At 61.0% G+C, this 18,782-nt stretch carries 11 protein-coding genes; 4 read left to right on the top strand and 7 right to left on the bottom strand.

Going from position 1 to position 18,782, the window contains the following annotated elements; all coding sequences use genetic code 11:
- The first annotated feature begins 172 nt into the window (after positions 1-172).
- Positions 173-922, top strand: a complete 750-nt coding sequence (locus tag BN1118_RS02100) for a 3-oxoacyl-ACP reductase family protein (protein ID WP_043554358.1) — start codon at positions 173-175, stop codon at positions 920-922.
- 84 nt (positions 923-1,006) lie between these two features.
- Here BN1118_RS02100 and acnB read toward each other — a convergent pair whose 3' ends face one another.
- Both acnB and BN1118_RS02090 read right to left on the bottom strand, forming a co-directional pair.
- Positions 1,007-3,604 (bottom strand): bifunctional aconitate hydratase 2/2-methylisocitrate dehydratase, encoded by a 2,598-nt coding sequence (gene acnB / locus BN1118_RS02095; RefSeq protein ID WP_043554543.1) that lies wholly within the window; start codon positions 3,602-3,604, stop codon positions 1,007-1,009.
- A 228-nt stretch (positions 3,605-3,832) separates the two neighbouring features.
- A complete protein-coding gene (locus BN1118_RS02090; RefSeq protein WP_043554357.1) occupies positions 3,833-6,091 on the bottom strand; it encodes a patatin-like phospholipase family protein in 2,259 nt (752 codons plus the stop codon).
- Positions 6,092-6,341: 250 nt separating this feature from the next.
- On the opposite strand from BN1118_RS02090, the gene BN1118_RS02085 reads away from it, so the two are divergent.
- From BN1118_RS02085 to BN1118_RS02075, 3 genes are all read left to right on the top strand, one after another.
- Positions 6,342-8,252: a methyl-accepting chemotaxis protein gene (locus tag BN1118_RS02085; protein WP_043554356.1), complete on the top strand. Its 1,911-nt coding sequence runs from the start codon at positions 6,342-6,344 to the stop codon at positions 8,250-8,252.
- 160 nt (positions 8,253-8,412) lie between these two features.
- Positions 8,413-10,059 (top strand): methyl-accepting chemotaxis protein, encoded by a 1,647-nt coding sequence (locus BN1118_RS02080; protein WP_043554355.1) that lies wholly within the window; start codon positions 8,413-8,415, stop codon positions 10,057-10,059.
- Between the two features lie 143 nt (positions 10,060-10,202).
- Positions 10,203-10,385, top strand: a complete 183-nt coding sequence (locus BN1118_RS02075) for a hypothetical protein (protein WP_043137314.1) — start codon at positions 10,203-10,205, stop codon at positions 10,383-10,385.
- Here the strand turns inward: BN1118_RS02075 and BN1118_RS02070 are convergent.
- The 5 genes from BN1118_RS02070 to pdhR form a co-directional block, all read right to left on the bottom strand.
- Positions 10,382-11,338, bottom strand: coding sequence for a GGDEF domain-containing protein (locus tag BN1118_RS02070; protein WP_043137317.1), 957 nt, complete (start codon positions 11,336-11,338; stop codon positions 10,382-10,384). The genes BN1118_RS02075 and BN1118_RS02070 overlap by 4 nt on opposite strands.
- 130 nt (positions 11,339-11,468) lie before the next feature.
- Positions 11,469-12,896, bottom strand: coding sequence for a dihydrolipoyl dehydrogenase (lpdA, locus tag BN1118_RS02065; protein ID WP_043554353.1), 1,428 nt, complete (start codon positions 12,894-12,896; stop codon positions 11,469-11,471).
- 160 nt (positions 12,897-13,056) lie between these two features.
- Positions 13,057-14,949, bottom strand: a complete 1,893-nt coding sequence (gene aceF, locus BN1118_RS02060) for a pyruvate dehydrogenase complex dihydrolipoyllysine-residue acetyltransferase (RefSeq protein WP_043554351.1) — start codon at positions 14,947-14,949, stop codon at positions 13,057-13,059.
- 85 nt (positions 14,950-15,034) lie between these two features.
- Positions 15,035-17,695 (bottom strand): pyruvate dehydrogenase (acetyl-transferring), homodimeric type, encoded by a 2,661-nt coding sequence (aceE, locus tag BN1118_RS02055; protein ID WP_043554348.1) that lies wholly within the window; start codon positions 17,693-17,695, stop codon positions 15,035-15,037.
- Between the two features lie 68 nt (positions 17,696-17,763).
- On the bottom strand, positions 17,764-18,528 hold the full coding sequence (gene pdhR, locus BN1118_RS02050) for a pyruvate dehydrogenase complex transcriptional repressor PdhR (protein ID WP_042039018.1): 765 nt from the start codon (positions 18,526-18,528) through the stop codon (positions 17,764-17,766).
- Between the last annotated feature and the right edge of the window lie 254 nt (positions 18,529-18,782).

The raw sequence follows: 18,782 nt of genomic DNA, 5'->3' as shown, positions 1-18,782 counted from the left end.
TCAGTCCCTGAAGGAAATAGAGATTGGAATAATAGCCACTTAATCAATTTCAAGGAATCAATCACACTGTTTACAGGCTCATTCAACGCCGCATCTTGCAGGTGATGGATCGGATGACCTCGAGTTCCCAACTCGCTCAGACACGACTTCATGACCAGACAGGAGAGACCGGATGTTGACCGTTAAATCCCTCAGTGGACAAGTTGCCTTCGTACAAGGTGGTTCGCGCGGCATTGGTGCCGCCATTGTAAAACGCCTCGCCCGCGACGGTGCCGCTGTTGCCTTCACCTATGTCTCCTCGGCCAGCAAGGCAGAAGAGATAGTCGCGACCATCACGGCGGCAGGCGGCAAGGCGCTGGCCATCCGTGCCGACAGTGCGGATGCCGTCTCTTTGCAGCACGCCATCCGCCAGACAGTCACCACCTTCGGTCGACTGGACATCCTGGTCAACAACGCCGGGGTGCTGGTATGGGGCAACATTGAAGAGCTGACCCTAGACGATCTCGATCGCACCCTGGCCGTCAACATCCGCAGCGTGTTCGTGGCCTGTCAGGAGGCGGCCCATCATATGGGCAAGGGGGGGCGCATCATCAACATCGGCAGCACCAACGCAGACCGTATCCCCATGGCGGGTGGGTCCGTCTACGCCATGAGCAAATCGGCCCTGGTCGGTTTGACCAAAGGCATGGCACGGGATTTGGGCCCGAGGGGCATCACGGTGAACAACGTGCAGCCTGGCCCGGTCGATACCGACATGAACCCGGCGGACGGGGAATCGGCGGCGCAGCTCAAGGGGATGATGGCGCTGGCCCGTTACGGCAAGGATGAGGAGATCGCCAGCTTCGTCGCCTACCTGGCCGGGCCCGAAGCGGGCTATATCACAGGCGCCAGCCTGACCATAGACGGTGGTTTCTCCGCCTGACTCTCGGCACGACGTCACAAACAAAAGCCCCGGCACAGGCCGGGGCTTTTTAGTGGACTGTCTGCGCCATACCGGCGCCAATCCTTATACCGCTTGCTGCAGGATCACCGCATCGGCCTTCTTGGTGTAGGAGGCGATCTCGTTGAAGTTGAGGTAGCGATAGGTGTCGGCCGCAGTGGCATCCAGTGTCTTGGCGTACTGCAGGTACTCGGCCACGGTCGGGATCTTGCCGATGATGGCAGCCACGGCAGCCAGCTCGGCAGAGGCCAGATAGACGTTGGCACCCTTGCCCAGACGGTTCGGGAAGTTGCGGGTGGAGGTGGAGACCACCGAGGCCCCTTCCGCCACGCGCGCCTGGTTGCCCATGCACAGGGAACAGCCCGGGATCTCGATGCGGGCACCGACCCGGCCGAAGATGCCGTAGTAGCCCTCTTCGGTCAGCTGATCCTTGTCCATCTTGGTGGGCGGGGCTATCCACATGCGGGTCGGCAGCTCGCCCTGGAACTTCTCCAGCAGCTTGCCGGCGGCGCGGAAGTGGCCGATGTTGGTCATGCAGGAACCGAGGAACACCTCGTCGATCTTGTCACCCGCCACAGTGCTGAGCAGACGGGCATCGTCCGGATCGTTCGGCGCACACAGGATGGGCTCCTTGATGGTGGCCAGATCGATCTCGATGATTTCGGCGTACTCGGCATCCTTGTCCGCTTCCATCAGCACAGGGTTGGCCAGCCACTCTTCCATCCCCTTGATGCGACGGGTGATGGTGCGCGGGTCGCCGTAGCCTTCGGACAGCATCCATTTCAGCATGACGATGTTGGACTTGAGGTACTCGATGATCGGCGCCTGATCCAGCTTGATGGTGCAACCGGCGGCGGAGCGCTCGGCGCTGGCATCGGCCAGCTCGAACGCCTGCTCCACCTTCAGGGTCGGCAAGCCTTCGATTTCGAGGATGCGGCCGGAGAAGATGTTCTTCTTGCCCGCTTTCTCGACAGTCAGCAGCCCTTTCTGGATGGCGGCGTAGGGGATGGCATGAACCAGATCACGCAATGTGATGCCAGGTTGCAGTTCGCCCTTGAAGCGCACCAGCACGGACTCCGGCATGTCCAGCGGCATGACGCCGGTGGCGGCGGCGAAGGCCACCAGACCGGAACCCGCCGGGAAGGAGATGCCGATGGGGAAACGGGTGTGGGAGTCACCACCGGTACCCACGGTATCCGGCAGCAACATGCGGTTCAGCCAGGAGTGGATGACGCCGTCACCCGGGCGCAGGGAGACGCCACCGCGGTTCATGATGAAGTCCGGCAGGGTGTGGTGGGTCTGCACGTCTATGGGCTTGGGATAGGCCGCTGTGTGGCAGAAGGACTGCATGGTCAGATCGGCGGAAAAGCCGAGGCAGGCCAGGTCTTTGAGCTCATCGCGGGTCATGGGGCCCGTGGTGTCCTGGGAGCCGACCGTGGTCATCTTGGGCTCGCAGTAGGTGCCGGGACGAATGCCCTTCACGCCGCACGCCTTGCCGACCATCTTCTGGGCCAGGGTGTAACCCTTGCCGGTATCGGCCACGGGCACAGGACGGCGGAACACGGTGGAGAACGGCAGACCCATGACTTCCCGCGCCTTGTCGGTCAGGCCACGGCCTATGATCAGCGGAATACGGCCACCGGCACGCACCTCGTCGATCAGCACCTCTGTCTTGAGTTCAAACTGGGCCAGCACCTGCTCGGTGCCGTGCTTGCAGATCTTGCCGGCATAGGGGTAGATGTCGATCACATCGCCCATCGCAAGCGCAGAGACGTCCACCTCGATGGGCAGGGCGCCGGCATCTTCCATGGTGTTGAAGAAGATGGGGGCAATCTTGCCGCCGAGGCAGACACCGCCGGCGCGCTTGTTCGGCACGAACGGAATGTCGTCGCCCATGAACCAGAGCACAGAGTTGGTGGCGGATTTGCGGGAAGAGCCGGTACCGACCACGTCGCCCACATAGGCCAGCGGGAAGCCTTTCTCTTTCAGGGCGTCTATGGTCTTGATGGGACCTATGGTGCCGTCATTGTCCGGAGTGATGCCGGGACGGGCGTTTTTCAGCATGGCCAGGGCATGGAGCGGAATGTCGGGACGGGACCAGGCATCCGGCGCCGGTGACAGGTCATCCGTGTTGGTTTCGCCGGTCACCTTGAACACGGTAACCGTGATCTTCTCTGCCAGCTCGGGACGGGAGAGGAACCACTCGGCATCGGCCCAGGATTGCATCACCCGCTTGGCGTGAGCATTGCCCGCCTTGGCCTTCTCTTCCACGTCGTGGAAGGAGTCAAACATCAGCAGGGTGTGGGAGAGGCCCTTGGCGGCAAGAGGGGCCAAGGTCGCGTGGTCCAGCAGATCGATCAGCGGCTGAATATTGTAACCACCCTGCATGGTGCCCAGCAGCTCAACAGCTTCGGCGGCGGTCAGGATGGGAGAATGGGCTTCGCCCTTGGCGATGGCGGTGAGGAAACCGGCTTTGACATAGGCAGCTTCATCAACACCAGGGGGAATACGGGAGGACAACAGCTCTTTCAGAAAGTCTTGTTCGCCAGCGGGCGGGTTCTTGAGAAGCTCAACCAGGGCGGCGACCTGCTCTGCATCCAGAGGTTTGGCGACCACGCCCTCGGCGGCACGTTCTGCGACGTGTTTACGGTATGTTTCAAGCACGACTAATTCCTCTTTGGTCTTTTTTTGGGGTTCGCCCACGCTCGCGGCGATCGTCCTTGCGGGACACCCGTAGGGTGCCCCCCACTATATAAGTTTTAACGACTAATTAAAATCCAAACCCTGTACACATATTCATCAAAACAACATAACCATTTAAACTTGCTCAGGTTTTGCCAGCAGATAAAAGACGCACCAGAAATAAGTTAACAAAAAGGCATCATTTGGCCGTTATTCGAATGTGGTGCCCAATTGCAGATAGAACATGTTGTTGCCCCCCTCCGCCATGCCGTAACCGAGGAAGATGGGGCCGAGGAAGCTCTCCACCCCCACATAGACGGAGCCGGCGGTGAAGGAGCTCTCCATGTTGATGTCCTCCCCCTTGTCCCATACCCCGCCCTGCTCCAGGGAGCCCCCCAGGTAGAGCGGGGCCCGCAGTGCGCCAAAGTCGTTGTCCGCCACCCGGTAGATGTAGCGCAGGCCGCCAAACAGGCTGTAGCGACCGCTGAGCTGGTAGTGCTGGAAGCCGGACAGCCGGAACAAGCCACCCAGATCCTGCACGAACAGCGGGTACTCTTCCTGCGAGGTGGAGCCGCCCCCTTCCAGCATCAGGTTCAGGCTGTGCCTGTCCCAGGACCAGGGCTTGATCATCGTCAGATGGTAGTTGACCCCCTCGGTGTTCTCCGTCGGCTCGCCGGTCGGCTCTATCTTGACGTGGGAGTAGCCGCTCTTGACGTCCCAGTAGACCCCCTGATAGGGGAAGTAGCGACTGTCCAGGGTGTCGTGCTCGAAGCGGACATAAGGGCCCCAGGAGGAGGCATCCACCTTGGCATCCGCCACGTTGCGAATGTCGATGGCGCCCACTTTTCCCTCCAGCCCCAGCGAGAGGCGGCTCCAGGGCTGGCGATTCCAGCCCACTGCCAAGTCGGCGCTGGTGAAGCTGTATTCGGAATCGATATAGCTCACCCCATCCTCCGTCCTCGTCGCCTCGGGAGTGAAGATGCGGCGCTGGGTCTTGTCATAGGCCAGACTCGCCTCGCCGTAGAAGGTCTGGGAAGGCTCCAGCGGCGTGTAGAAGTCGGTCTTGAGGTGCTTGGCAGTGCCGAGCGACGCCTCGGTCAGCCACTCGGCCCCCCAGTCATTGACGTTGGTGAGGGTGTAGGACATGCCGACGTTGTAGTTGGAGCTGCTCTCGAAATCGTCGGAGAAGCCGAACTGGAAGTTGAGGTAGCCCGGTCCCCAGTTCTTCTCGCTGGCATCCACTACCAGCACGTTCTCGCCTTCACGCTCCTCCACCTCATAGGTGATGCGATCGAACGACTCCAGCGCGTAGAGACGGCGAATGCCCGCCTCCAGGCTCTCGTTGGTCTGCACCTTGTCCGGTCGCACCTTCAGCATGGCGCGCACCGTCTCGTCGGAGAGGCGTGACTTGTTGAGGATCTCCACCTTGTCGATGTAGTAGGCGGGCTGACCGCTGCGCTCGGCGCGCCGGCTCAGCTTCTGATTGCGATAGGCGGTGTAGGCGGCGGGCGAGAGGGATAGCCCGTCGAGCTGAGCAGAGGCGCGATTGGCCACCGTTTCCCCCCGCTTGATCCCTTCCGGCATCAGGGCAAAATCGGCTATGCCCATGCCGCCGAATTCAGGGGTGAGCAGTATGTCTTTCGGCCCCAGCAGCGCCTTCTGCTTGTCGGTACCGACCTGGGTCATGTAGGTGGTGAGCTGATCTATCATGGCGAGGCCGGACTTGAGGGATTCCCTGGTACGCAGCTTGGCGCTGATATCCACCGCGATCACCACGTCGGCCCCCATCGCCTTGGCCACGTCCACCGGCATGTTGTTGACTGTGCCGCCGTCGGCCAGGATATGCCCCTCCCACTCCACCGGCTTGAGGGCGCCGGGAATGGACATGGAGGCCTGCATCGCCTTGGCGAGGCTGCCGCTATCCAGCACGAAGGGGGTCACCGTCTCCATGTCGGTCGCCACGGCGCGATAGGGAATCGGCAGGTCGTCGAAGCTCTTCTGCGCAGGCAGGTTGGAAGTGGCGTGGCGCAACAGGCTGGCCATGGACTGCCCCTGGAAGAAACCATCCGGGAACTGGACCGAGTCACCGTTGATGCCAATATCGGTGCGCAGCTGGTACTTCTCGCTCTGCTGCTTCTTGCGCAGGGAGAGCTCGTCACGACCGACCTTGTCCTGATAGCCCTTGTTCCAGTCGATGGCGAGCGTGGTGCGCTCCACCTCCTCGGCGCTGAGCCCCATGGCGTACATGCCCGCCACGTAGGAGCCCATGCTGGTGCCCACTATGATGTCGACCGGGATGCGCTTCTCCTCCAGCACCTTGAGGATGCCGATATGGGCCGCCCCCTTGGCGCCGCCGCCACTCAGTACCAGAGCAATCCTGGGCCGATCGGACTGGGCCGCCGCCATGAACGGCAGGCAAGCCAGCAAAACCAGAAACAGGTGGGTCCATCCCCGACGAAAGATGCGCATATGATTTTCCATTGAATCCAGTGCGAGCCAAGTGAGCAATGAAGCCTACTATAAGGTGCGAAAAAGGAACCGCAACCGCCACGACAGCGATATAACGCACTCGCCGAGCCACCAATGAGGCTGAACAATCCGGCACCGCCCTGTGAGCGCAAACGCAATCTGCCAATAAAACCGGCAAGCCTCTCAAGGGCACCCCGGCGCTGCCGCTAATATGGGCTCAATCCCGTGTCCACACTCCTGAGTCACTCCTATGCTTGCAAGCCTGACACTCAAACAGAAAATTCTGGCCACAGTCACCCTGGCCGTGGTGCTCTCCTGCCTGCTGGTGGGCTATTTCAGCCAGCGCTCGGCGCAGCAGCTGATCGAAACCCGCATGTTCGAGCAGGAGCTGCCCAACCTGACCCAGCGCATCGGCAAGGAGATCGAGAAGGATCTCACCTCGGTCGCGAGCGCCGCCAGGCAGCTGGCCAATGATCGCTTCGTGCTGGACTGGGTCGCCCGCGGCATGCCCAAGGAGCAGGAGTCCATCCTCATCGATCAGCTCAAGGACATGACGACCCAGTACGGGCTGGTCACCGCCTCCTTCGCCGACCGGCAGAGTGCCGCCTACTACAACCAGGACGGCTTCCTGCGCAACCTGACCCCGGAGCAGGACGCCTGGTTCTACGGCTATACCAAGAGCCCGCAAGACTTGATGCTCAGCATCTTCCGCGAGACCAACGGCGAGGTGAAGCTGTTCGTCAACTTCCAGCAGCTCAACGGCCGTGGGCTGGCGGGGCTCGCCAAGTCCCTCGACAGCATGGTCAGCATGCTCGCCAACTTCCGCATCGGTGACAGCGGCTTCGTGTTCATGACGGATGGCAGCGGCAAGGTGAAGCTGCACCCGGATGCCGCCCGCATCGACCGGGACAACCTGGCCCAGCTGGCCAGCGGCGGCAGTACCAATCTGCTGAGCAAGCAGGCGTTCGCCGCCACCCATGCCGAGGTCGACGGCCAGGCCGTGGTGCTGGCCACCAGCTACATACCCCTGCTCGACTGGTATCTGGTGGCCCAGGTGCCGGAAGCCGAGATCTATGCCGAGCTGGACAAGGCGCGGCTGCACATACTGCTGGTCAGTCTGGCCATCGCCGCCGGCATGGGGCTGCTCGGCATGCTGCTGGCCGGCTCGGTCAGCCGCCCGCTCAACGAACTGGCCCGCCTGTTCCGTGAACTGGGCAGTGGCGACGGGGATCTGACCCAACGTCTCAAGGTGGAAGGTCGCGATGAACTGACCCAGGTCGCCACCGGTTTCAACAACTTCGTCGCCAAGATCCACGCCTCCATCGAGCAGGTGGCCAGCAACTCTCGCCAGCTGGCCGCCACCGCCAACGAGGTGGCCAGCAAGGCGCAGCTGACCCAGCACAACTGTACCGCCCAGCGCGACCGCACAGTGCAGGTGGCGACCGCCATCCACGAGATGGGGGCCACAGTCGGCGAGATAGCCGGCAACGCCTCGCTGGCGGCCGACGTGGCCAGGCAGGCCAACGATCAGGCCGATGCCGGCGCCCTGGTGGTAGCCCAGGCCCGCCACGGCATAGTTGGGCTCTCCGGCGAAATAGAGCAGGTGGCGGGCGTCATCGAGTCGCTGGCCAGCCAGACCGACTCCATCGGCAGCATACTCGACACCATTCGCAGCATCTCGGAACAAACCAACCTGCTGGCACTGAACGCCGCCATCGAGGCCGCCCGCGCCGGTGAACAGGGCCGTGGCTTCGCCGTGGTGGCCGACGAGGTGCGCAACCTGGCCAGCCGATCCGCCGCCTCCACCGCCGAGATCCAGGGCATGATCAACCGCTTGCAAGAGCAGAGCGCCCGCGCCGTCAGCGCCATGGCCCAGGGCCGCAGCCAGAGTCTGGAAGTGGTGGCTCAGGCTGACGAGGCCAATGCCGCCCTCGGCCATATCACGGCCCACATCACCCAGATCAGCGACATGAACATCCAGGTCGCCACCGCCACCGAGGAGCAATCCAGCGTGGTTGGCGAGATCAACCGCAACGTGGAGGACATCAACCAGCTCACCATGGAGACGGCCGACATAGCCCACCAGCTGACCGAGTCCAGCCGCAGCCTGCAACAGCTCTCCGGCGAGCTCGACAAGCTGGTCGGCAACTTCCGGCTCTGACCGGCATCGGCAGCCAGTGATCAACAAGGGAGCGCCATGGCGCTCCCTTTCGCTATCCGCTCTGCCGTTCTGCCCTTTGCCAGGGAGTCGGCCAATTCATATCTATACTGGCAACAAACCATCTGGACCACATCATGGCCAGCCATGAAGGAGCACTCCCTTGCTAGAAGGTAAACTGACGCTCAAATTGCAGCTGATCCTGGCTGTCACAGTCCCCTGCCTCGCCCTGCTGCTGGTGGGCGGTGCCAGCCTCAAGAGCATGGGCACCATCCAGCAACAATCCACCGAGCTTTACCAGAACACGGCCACTCCCATGCGCGCCATGGCGGAGGTGGTGTCGCGCATTCCCCGCATGCGGGTCGGCATCGACATGATGCTGTTGCAGGATACCTCCCTCAAGGATGCGAAAGGGGTGATCACCCGGGTCAAGGAGAGCCGGGAGGAGGACATACCCGAGATGCGCCAGGCCATGCAGCAGGCGGTCACCGCCCAGACGGATCCGGCGGCCAGGGCCAATGCACAGCAACTGCTGAGCCAGTTCGAGGGTATGGCGAGCAACGAGCTGGCTCCCATGCTGCAGGCGCTGGAGCAGGGGGACATGGAAGCGGCAAGGGGCATCTATCGGGATCGCTACACAGTCACCTATGGCACCATGCGCAAGGATGCCAACACCCTGCTCGACGGCCTGATCCAGCAGGCCCAGCAGCGCCACCAGCTGGGTGAGCAGAGCTATGCCAGCGGGCGGATGCAGATGATCACCATCATCAGTGGCGCCATCCTCATCTCGCTGCTGGTCTCGATACTCATTCTGATGAACCTCAAGCGCCGGGTCGGCTTCCTGCAGCAATACATAGGCTATGCCGCCGAGCATCTGGCACTGGACTCCCGCGCCCAGCTGAGCGGCAACGACGAGTTGGCGGAGATCACCGTGAGCTTCAATCACTTCGTCGGCAAGATCCACAGCGCCATCGAGCAGGTGGCCCGCAACTCCCACCAGCTGGCGGCCACCGCCGACGAGGTCGCCAACAAGGCCCAGCTAACCCAGCAAAACTGCACCGCCCAGCGCGATCGTACCGTGCAGGTGGCCACCGCCATCCACGAGATGGGGGCAACGGTGAGCGAGATTGCCGGCAATGCCTCGCAGGCGGCCGAAGTAGCCAGGCAGGCCAACGATCAGGCCGAAACGGGCGCCGGCGTGGTGGCTCAGGCCCGCCACGGCATAGTCGGTCTCTCCGACGAGATCGCGCAGGTAGCCGGGGTGATAGAGTCGCTGGCCACCCAGACCGACTCCATTGGCAGCATTCTGGAGACCATCCGCAGTATCTCGGAGCAGACCAACCTGCTGGCGCTCAACGCCGCCATCGAGGCGGCCCGCGCCGGTGAACAGGGCCGCGGCTTCGCCGTGGTGGCCGACGAGGTACGCAACCTCGCCAACCGCTCCGCTGCCTCCACCGCCGAGATCCAGGGCATGATCCATCGGTTGCAGGAGCAGAGCGCCCGCGCGGTCAGCGCCATGACCCAGGGCCGCAGCCAGAGTCTGGCGGTGGTGACCCAGGCCGATGAGGCCAACGGGGCGCTCGGCCAGATCACCGCCTACATCACCCAAATCAACGACATGAACATCCAGGTCGCCACCGCCACCGAGGAGCAGTCCAGCGTGGTGGGCGAGCTCAATCGCAACGTGGAGGACATCAACCAGCTCACCATGGAAACCGCCGACATAGCCCACCAGCTGACCGACGCCAGTCGCGGCCTGCAACAGCTCTCCGGCGAGCTCGACAAGCTGGTCGGCCATTTCCGTCTGTAACCCTTTCCAGCCCCTTATCCCCAACACAGGGAGCGCAATTGCGCTCCCTGTAATATCAGCGGCAAGCTATGACGCATACTCGCAAACTCGCCTCCGCCCCGGCCTGGAAATACCCCATAATCAGGGAAATAACAGGAGGCATTATGGGCAAGCTGGTTGTGACTATGTTGCTGGGGAGTCTGCTCTGCGCCTGCAGCAGCGGGCCTGTGCGAGTGCACGGGGCCGATGTCAGTGTGGACGACACCCGGATCCGGGTCAGTGATGGCGATCGCGGAGGGTATGGCACCTTCTGTCCGCCGGGACAAGCCAAAAAAGGGCGCTGCTAGCGCCCTTTTTTGCAATCGTACATCTGCTTGTCCGCCTGTTGCAGCAGCAGATCCAGCGCAGGTGGCGAGAGCGCATCATAGTGCCCCACACCGACCGAGCAGCTCAGCCGATAGGGTTTGCCGCTCTCCCGATTGAACCCGGCCAGGGCCTCATCGAGCCGTGTCAGCACCCGTGGCACCTCTGCCGGCCCAGTGCCCGGCAACAATACCGCAAACTCATCCCCGCCCAGTCGGGCAAAGATGTCGGCATCCCGAAAGACGCCACACATCAGGCACGCCATTTGTCGCAGGGCATCGTCACCGACGTCGTGCCCCAGCCGGTCGTTGATCTCCTTGAACCGGTTGAGATCGAGAAACAACAAAGTTGCAGCTCGCCCCTGACGATGGGCGAGTTGCAGACACTTGTGTGCCAGCAGCATGAAACCGCGCCGGTTGGTGATGCCGGTCAGCTCATCCATGGTGGCCAGCTGGATCGCCGCCAGTTCGCGTTCCACCATGCCGGCCAGATCCGTCAGCAAGTCCCGCTGACGCTCATCCAGCAAGCGCGGCTTGCGATCTATGATGCACAGGGTCCCCAGCTTGTACCCCTCCGCAATCTGCAGCGGGCTGCCCGCATAGAAACGTATATGGGGATCCCCGGATACCAGCGGATTGTCGGCGAAGCGCAGATCCCGGGTCGCATCTTCCACCACGAAGAGGCCATCACCAAGAATGGCATGACCGCAGAAGGAGATGTCCCGCGGCGTCTCCAGCACGGGCAAACCACAGCAGGATTTGAACCACTGCCGATCCTCATCCACCAGCGACACCAACGAGATGGGCACATCGAACATGTTGCGGGCCATGCGGGTGATCCGGTCGAATCTTTCCTCGGCCGAGGTATCCAGAATGGTCATACGGCGCAGCGCATCGAGGCGCAGGCGTTCGTTGTCAGGAGTGGCCGGTGTTTGCATCGCAGGATCCATCGCGTGAAGTAACAGCCCTCAGCATAGCAATCAGCCCCGAACAAATCTCCTTATTCACCCGAAAACAAAAAAGCCGCTCCCGAGAGCGGCTTTTTCAATGTCGGCTGCGAGAAGAGGATTATTTCTTCTTCTTGGCCTTGGCGTTCGGCAGGTCGGTGATGGAGCCTTCGAACACTTCGGCGGCCAGACCCACGGACTCGTGCAGAGTCGGGTGAGCGTGTATGGTCAGCGCGATATCTTCGGCGTCGGCACCCATTTCGATGGCAAGACCGATTTCACCCAGCAGTTCACCGCCATTGGTACCCACGATGGCACCACCGATGACGCGGCCGCTCTCCTTGTCGAAGATCAGCTTGGTCATGCCGTCGGAGCAATCGGAGGCGATGGCACGGCCGGAAGCCGCCCACGGGAAGGTGGCGACTTCGAAGTTCAGCCCTTGTTGCTTGGCTTCCTTCTCGGTCAGACCAACCCAGGCCATCTCCGGCTCGGTGTAGGCGATGGACGGGATCACTTTCGGGTCGAAGTAGTGCTTCTTGCCGGCGATGACTTCGGCCGCGACGTGGCCTTCGTGAACACCCTTGTGGGCCAGCATAGGCTGACCGACTATGTCACCGATGGCATGGATGTGAGCCACGTTGGTACGCAGCTGCTTGTCCACCTCGATGAAACCGCGCTCGGTCACGGCAACGCCGGCCTTCTCGGCATCCATCAGCTTGCCGTTCGGCACACGGCCTACCGCCACCAGCACGTTGTCGTAACGTACCGGCTCGGCCGGGGCGTGCTTGCCTTCGTAGGAGACGTACAGGCCGTCTGCACGGGCTTCAACTGCGGTGACCTTGGTCTCCAGCATGATGTTGAATTTCTTGGCAACGCGCTTGGTGTAGATCTTGACGATGTCTTTGTCGGCAGCCGGTACCAGCTGGTCGGCAAATTCCACCACGTCGATCTCGGAACCCAGGGAGGAGTACACTGTACCCATCTCCAGACCTATGATGCCACCACCGATCACCAGCAGCTTGCCCGGTACGGAAGTCAGCTCCAGCGCATCGGTTGAATCCCATACACGCGGGTCATCATGGGGGATGAAGGGCAGTTTCACCGGGCGGGAGCCGGCCGCTATGATGGCGTTGTCGAAGGTCACGGTCGTCTTGCCGTCTTCCCCGGTCACTTCGAGCGTGTTCGGGCCGGTAAACTTGCCAAAGCCGTTAACAACCTGAACCTTGCGCATCTTGGCCATGCCGGCCAGGCCGCCGGTCAGCTGGTTGATGACCTTTTCTTTCCACAGGCGCACCTTGTCGATGTCGGTCTGAGGGGCACCGAAGATGATGCCGTGTTCGGACAGCGCCTTGGCTTCTTCAATGACTTTGGCGACGTGCAGCAGTGCCTTGGACGGGATACAACCCACGTTCAGGCAGACGCCACCCAGGGTGGAGTAACGCTCGACGATAATGGTATCCAGACCCAGATCGGCGGCACGGAAAGCAGCGGAATAACCGGCAGGGCCAGCACCCAGTACTACGACCTGAGTTTTGATTTCTTTACTCATCATGACCTCTTTGTCGTTCTTATATATCCCCGGACGGCGCAGTCTTATGCCAACTCAATGCCAAACAAGGCGGCTGCAACCGTGAAAAAACGGGGCAAGTTTACAATCCTGTTAATGAAATGAGAAGTAAAAAGGGCAGGCTCTGGGCCCGCCCTCTCACTTACAGGACCAATCGACGAATGTCGGACAACACGCCACTCAAGGTGGTGACGAAGCGGGCTCCGTCAGCACCGTCTATGACCCTGTGGTCATAGCTCAGGGCCAGCGGCAGCATCAGGCGAGGCACAAACTCCTTGCCATTCCACTTCGGCTTCATCTCGGACTTGGAAACACCGAGGATGGCCACTTCCGGCGCGTTGACGATCGGGGTAAAGCTGGTACCGCCGATGCCACCCAGGCTGGAGATGGTGAAGCAACCGCCCTGCATGTCGGCAGCGGTCAGCTTGCCGGCACGGGCCTTCTTGGAGATCTCGGCCAGATCGCGAGACAGCTCGTAGATGCCCTTTTTGTTGACGTCACGCACCACAGGAACCACCAGGCCCCCCGGAGTGTCTACCGCCACACCGATATGAATGTACTTCTTCATGATCAGCTTGCTGCCGTCTTCGGACAGGGCGCTGCAGAAGCGTGGGTGTGCTTCCAGGGCCTTGGCAGCCGCTTTCAGGATGAACACCAGCGGGGTGATCTTCACGTCCGACTTCTGCTTCTCGAGCATCGCGTTCTGCTCTTTGCGGAACGCTTCCAGCTCGGTGGTATCGGCTTCGTCGAACTGGGTGACGTGCGGGATCATGGCCCAGTTGCGATGCAGGGCAGGACCGGAGATCTTCTGGATCCGGGTCAGTTCCAGCTCTTCGACCGGACCGAACTTGCTGAAGTCAACCTTGGGCCATGGCAGGACACTCATGCCGTTGCCAGTGCCGGTACCGGCTGCCGGGGCGGACTCGGCACGCTTGACCGCATCCTTCACATAGGCCTGCACGTCTTCTTTGACGATGCGCCCCTTGCGACCGGAGGCCTTCACCTTGGCCAGGTTGATACCGAACTCACGGGCCAGGCGACGTACGGCCGGGGCGGCATGTACGTAGGCGTCATTGGCAACGAAGTCGGAAGCAGCAGCAGCCTGGGCAACCGGAGCCGGAGCCGCGGCAACAGGGGCAGCAGCGACCGGGGCGGCGGCCTGAGCAACCGGAGCGGCAGCGGCCGGAGCAGCACCTGCCACTTCGAATACCATGATCAGGGAACCGGTGGAGACCTTGTCACCCGCCTTCACCTTGATCTCTTTGACGATGCCGGCGAACGGAGCAGGCACTTCCATGGAGGCCTTGTCACCTTCCACAGCGATCAGGGACTGGTCGGCGTCGACCTTGTCACCCACGGCGACCATGATCTCGGTCACTTCGACTTCGTCACCGCCGATGTCAGGTACATTGACCTCTTTGGCAGCGGCGGCAACAGGGGCAGCAGCCACGGGAGCAGCAGTCTCAACCGGCGCAGCAACGGCAGCAGGAGCAGCGCCCGCCACTTCAAATACCATCACCAGAGAACCGGTAGACACCTTGGCGCCAGCAGCAACCTTGATCTCGACCACGCGACCCGCGAACGGTGCCGGCACTTCCATGGAGGCCTTGTCACCTTCCACGGCAATGATGGACTGGTCGGCTTCAACCATGTCACCCACGGCAACCATGATTTCGGTCACATCCACTTCGTCGTCACCTATGTCCGGTACGTGCACATCTTTGCGCGCGGCGGCAACAGGGGCGGCGGGAGCGGCAGCAGCAACCAGGGCGGCAGCCTGGGCAGGCGCCGGCGCAGCAGCGCCTTCCGCTTCGAAGATCATGATCTGGGAACCGGTGGCAACCTTGTCACCCACCTTGATCAGGATCTCTTTGACGATACCGGCAGCCGGTGCCGGTACTTCCATGGAGGCTTTGTCACCTTCCACGGCAATCAGGGACTGGTCGAGTTCGACCTTGTCACCCACGGCCACCATGATCTCGGTGACTTCAACTTCATCGGCGCCGATATCCGGAACCATAATCTGTTTGGACATAGTGCTTTATCCTCTTACGCGTCTGTCGCGTTAACCTTTGCAAGGCAGTGCCGGGCAATGTGTCCCGGCACTGCACTCGATCCTCTTACGCGTACAGCGGGTTGACCTTGTCGGCATCGATGCCGTACTTGGCGATGGCGTCAGCCACAACCTGCTTGTCGATCTCGCCGCGCTTGGCCAGTTCGGTCAGGGCAGCAACTACCACGTAGAATTCGTTCACTTCGAAGTGACGACGCAGGTTGGCACGGCTGTCGGAACGGCCGTAACCGTCGGTACCCAGCACACGGTAGTGCTCGGTCGGTACGAAGGCACGCACCTGATCAGCGAAGGACTTCATGTAGTCGGTCGCGGCTATGGTGGCTTCGGAACCCAGTACGGTCGCGATGTAGGGCACGCGAGCCTCGGCGGTCGGGTGCAGCATGTTCCAGCGATCCACGTCCTGACCGTCACGGGCCAGTTCGTTGAAGGAGGTGACGCTGAACACGTCGGAACCCACGCCGTATTCGCTGGCCAGGATCTGGGCGGCGGTGCGCACATGACCCAGGATGGAACCACAACCCAGCAGCTGTACTTTGCCCTTGGTGCCGGCAACGGTTTCCAGCTTGTAGATACCCTTGCGAATACCCTCTTCTGCACCTTCCGGCATGGCCGGCATGGCATAGTTTTCGTTCAGGGTAGTGATGTAGTAGAAGACGTTCTCCGGCTTCTCACCGTACATGCGACGCAGGCCGTCCTGGACGATAACCGCTACTTCATAGGCGTAGGACGGGTCATAGGAGATGCAGTTCGGGATGGTGTTCGCCAGGATATGGCTGTGACCATCTTCGTGCTGCAGACCTTCACCGTTAAGGGTGGTACGACCCGAGGTCGCGCCCAGCAGGAAGCCACGGGCTTGCTGGTCACCGGCTGCCCACGCCATGTCGCCGACGCGCTGGAAGCCGAACATGGAGTAGTAGATGTAGAACGGGATCATCGGGCAGTCGTTGGTGCTGTAAGAGGTCGCAGCAGCCAGCCAGGAGGACATGGCACCCAGCTCGTTGATACCGTCTTGCAGAACCTGACCCTGCTTGTCTTCCTTGTAGTAGGAGACGATGTCGCGGTCTTGCGGGGTGTACTGCTGACCGTGCGGGCTGTAGATGCCGATCTGGCGGAACAGACCTTCCATACCGAAGGTACGGGCTTCGTCAGCCAGGATAGGAACGATGCGCTTGCCGATGGACTTGTCTTTCAGCAGCACATTCAGGGAACGCACGAACGCCATTGTGGTGGAGATCTCGCGAGCCTGCTCGCCCAGCAGGGGACCAAAGGTCTCCAGCGCCGGGATTTCCAGCTGAGTGGTGGTCTCACGCAGACGGGTCGGTACATAGCCTTTGAGCGCGGCACGACGGGCGTGCAGATACTTGTGCTCTTCGGTACCCTCTTCGATCTTCAGGTACGGCAGCGCTTCCAGCTGCTCGTCGGTGACCGGCAGGTTGAAACGATCGCGCAGGTGACGCACCGAGCCCAGATCCATCTTCTTGACCTGGTGAGCGATGTTCTTGCCTTCGGCCGCTTCGCCCATGCCGTAACCCTTGATGGTCTTGGCCAGGATGACAGTCGGCTTGCCCTTGGTCGCTGCGGCTTTGGAGAAGGCGGCGAACAGTTTACGGGGGTCGTGACCACCGCGGTTCAGGGCGAAGATCTCCTCGTCGGTCATGTCTTTGACCAGCGCGGCGGTTTCCGGGTAACGGTTGAAGAAGTGCTCACGCACGTAGCCGCCATCGCGGGACTTCATGGTCTGATAGTCGCCGTCCACGGTTTCGTTCATCAGCTGGATCAGCTTGCCGGAAGTGTCTTTCTTCAGCAGCTCATCCCACTTGCGACCCCAGATAACCTTGGTGACATCCCAGCCGGCGCCTGCAAACAGACCTTCCAGCTCGTTGATGACCTTGCCGTTACCCACGACCGGACCGTCCAGACGCTGCAGGTTGCAGTTGACCACGAACACCAGGTTGTCGAGCTTTTCACGCACGGCAACGGTCAGGGCGCCCTTGGCTTCCGGCTCGTCCATCTCGCCGTCACCCAGGAAGGCGTAAACGGTCTGCTCGGAACAATCCTTGATGCCACGGTCGGTCAGGTACTTCAGGAAGCGAGCCTGATAGATGGCGGCGATGGGGCCCAGACCCATGGAGACGGTCGGGAACTGCCAGAAGTCCGGCATCAGTTTCGGGTGCGGATAGGAAGGGATACCCTTGCCGTCCACTTCCTGACGGAAGTTGTCCAGCTGATCTGCGGTCAGACGACCTTCAGCGAACGCACGGGCATAGATGCCCGGAGAGATGTGACCCTGGAAGTAGACCAGATCACCACCGTCCTTCTCGCTGCGAGCGCGGAAGAAGTGGTTGTAGCAGACTTCGTAGATGGTCGCGGAAGAAGCGAAGGAAGACATGTGACCGCCGAGGTCCAGGTCTTTCTTGGAGGCGCGCAGCACTATCATCATGGCGTTCCAGCGGATGATGGCGCGGATGCGACGTTCCATCTCCAGATCGCCCGGGTAAGCCGGTTCGTCACTGGACGGGATGGTGTTGATGTAGTCGCGATTCGCCTTGGCAGCCACGTCCACGCCGCTTACGCGGGCTTTTTCGGCAAGCTGTTCAAGAATGAACTGAGCGCGTTGTGGACCCTCTTCACGCAGCAGGGATTCCAGAGAGGCAAGCCACTCCAGCGTTTCTATCGGGTCCACATCGTTCTTCAGGATATCAGACATGGCTGGTTCCTATTGTTATTGCACGGCGGTTAAGATGCGCAAGAATTCGACAATAAAGCCTTGTGGGATTAGTTTTCCTGCTGACGGATCCGACGCATGGATCGCTGGATCCGGCTGTCTTCCCTCTGCATATCCAACAAGGTGTCCTCGATAAAGGCCAGGTGCTCATGACAAGCAGCCCTGGCCCGCTCCGGAGCCCCCGACAGGATAGCCTCGATCAGATGCGCACGATGACGACGGATCTTGGCTACCACTCCCGGACGGCGATTCAAAATTTCGTTATTGCGTAAAATGTTCTGCTCGAGCATGGGGCCCATGGCCCGCAACAGGTGCAGCAGCACCACGTTGTGGGACGCCTCGGCCACCGCCAGATAGAACTGGGTCACGGCGGCGGATTCGGTGACCAGCGAACCTTGCTGGCCGGCTTCCTCGATGGCGGACTGCGCCTGACGAATACGCTCGGCATCGGCTTCCGTCCCCCGCAACGCAGCATAGTAGGCACAGATGCCTTCCAGCGCGTGACGAAACTCCAGCAGGTCATACTGGGCTTCGGGGTGGGTGCTGAGCAGCTCAAACAGGGGATCTGCGATCCCCTTGCTCAAGGCATTTTGTACGTAAGTGCCACCGCCCTGACGGCGATACAAGAGTCCTCTGGCTTCCAGCCGCTGGATGGCTTCGCGCAGGGAGGGGCGCGATACCTGAAACTGGATGGCGAGTTCCCGCTCGGGCGGCAACTTCTGGCCCGGCTGCAAACTGCCTTCCAGAATCATGCTTTCCAGCTCGGCGACGATGGCGTCGGCCAGCTTGGGTTGAGTTATCTTGAGATAGGGCATGAGGCTACTTTGTTAAATTGGTATTACCAATTTCATGAATGGGGCGAAAATTAGCAGAGGAGTTGGGAAAAGTCCACCCAAAAGATGATCTGAATCAAGGTTAAGCCTTGCCACTAAAGGGGTAAAGAGAGGGATTTATGATTTAGCTCATAGAAATTGGTCTGACCAATATTTTTGAGCTGGCTCACAGGCAACATTTGATCAACAGCAGGAAAAAATGGCCTGCCATAAAGGCAAGCCATTGATTTTAAAAA

It is taken from the genome of Aeromonas bestiarum, from assembly GCF_000819745.1.
GTDB classification, from domain to species: Bacteria; Pseudomonadota; Gammaproteobacteria; order Enterobacterales; family Aeromonadaceae; genus Aeromonas; species Aeromonas bestiarum.
Note: the sequence above shows the minus strand (reverse complement) of the source record. Positions and strands in the feature narration are given on the sequence as shown.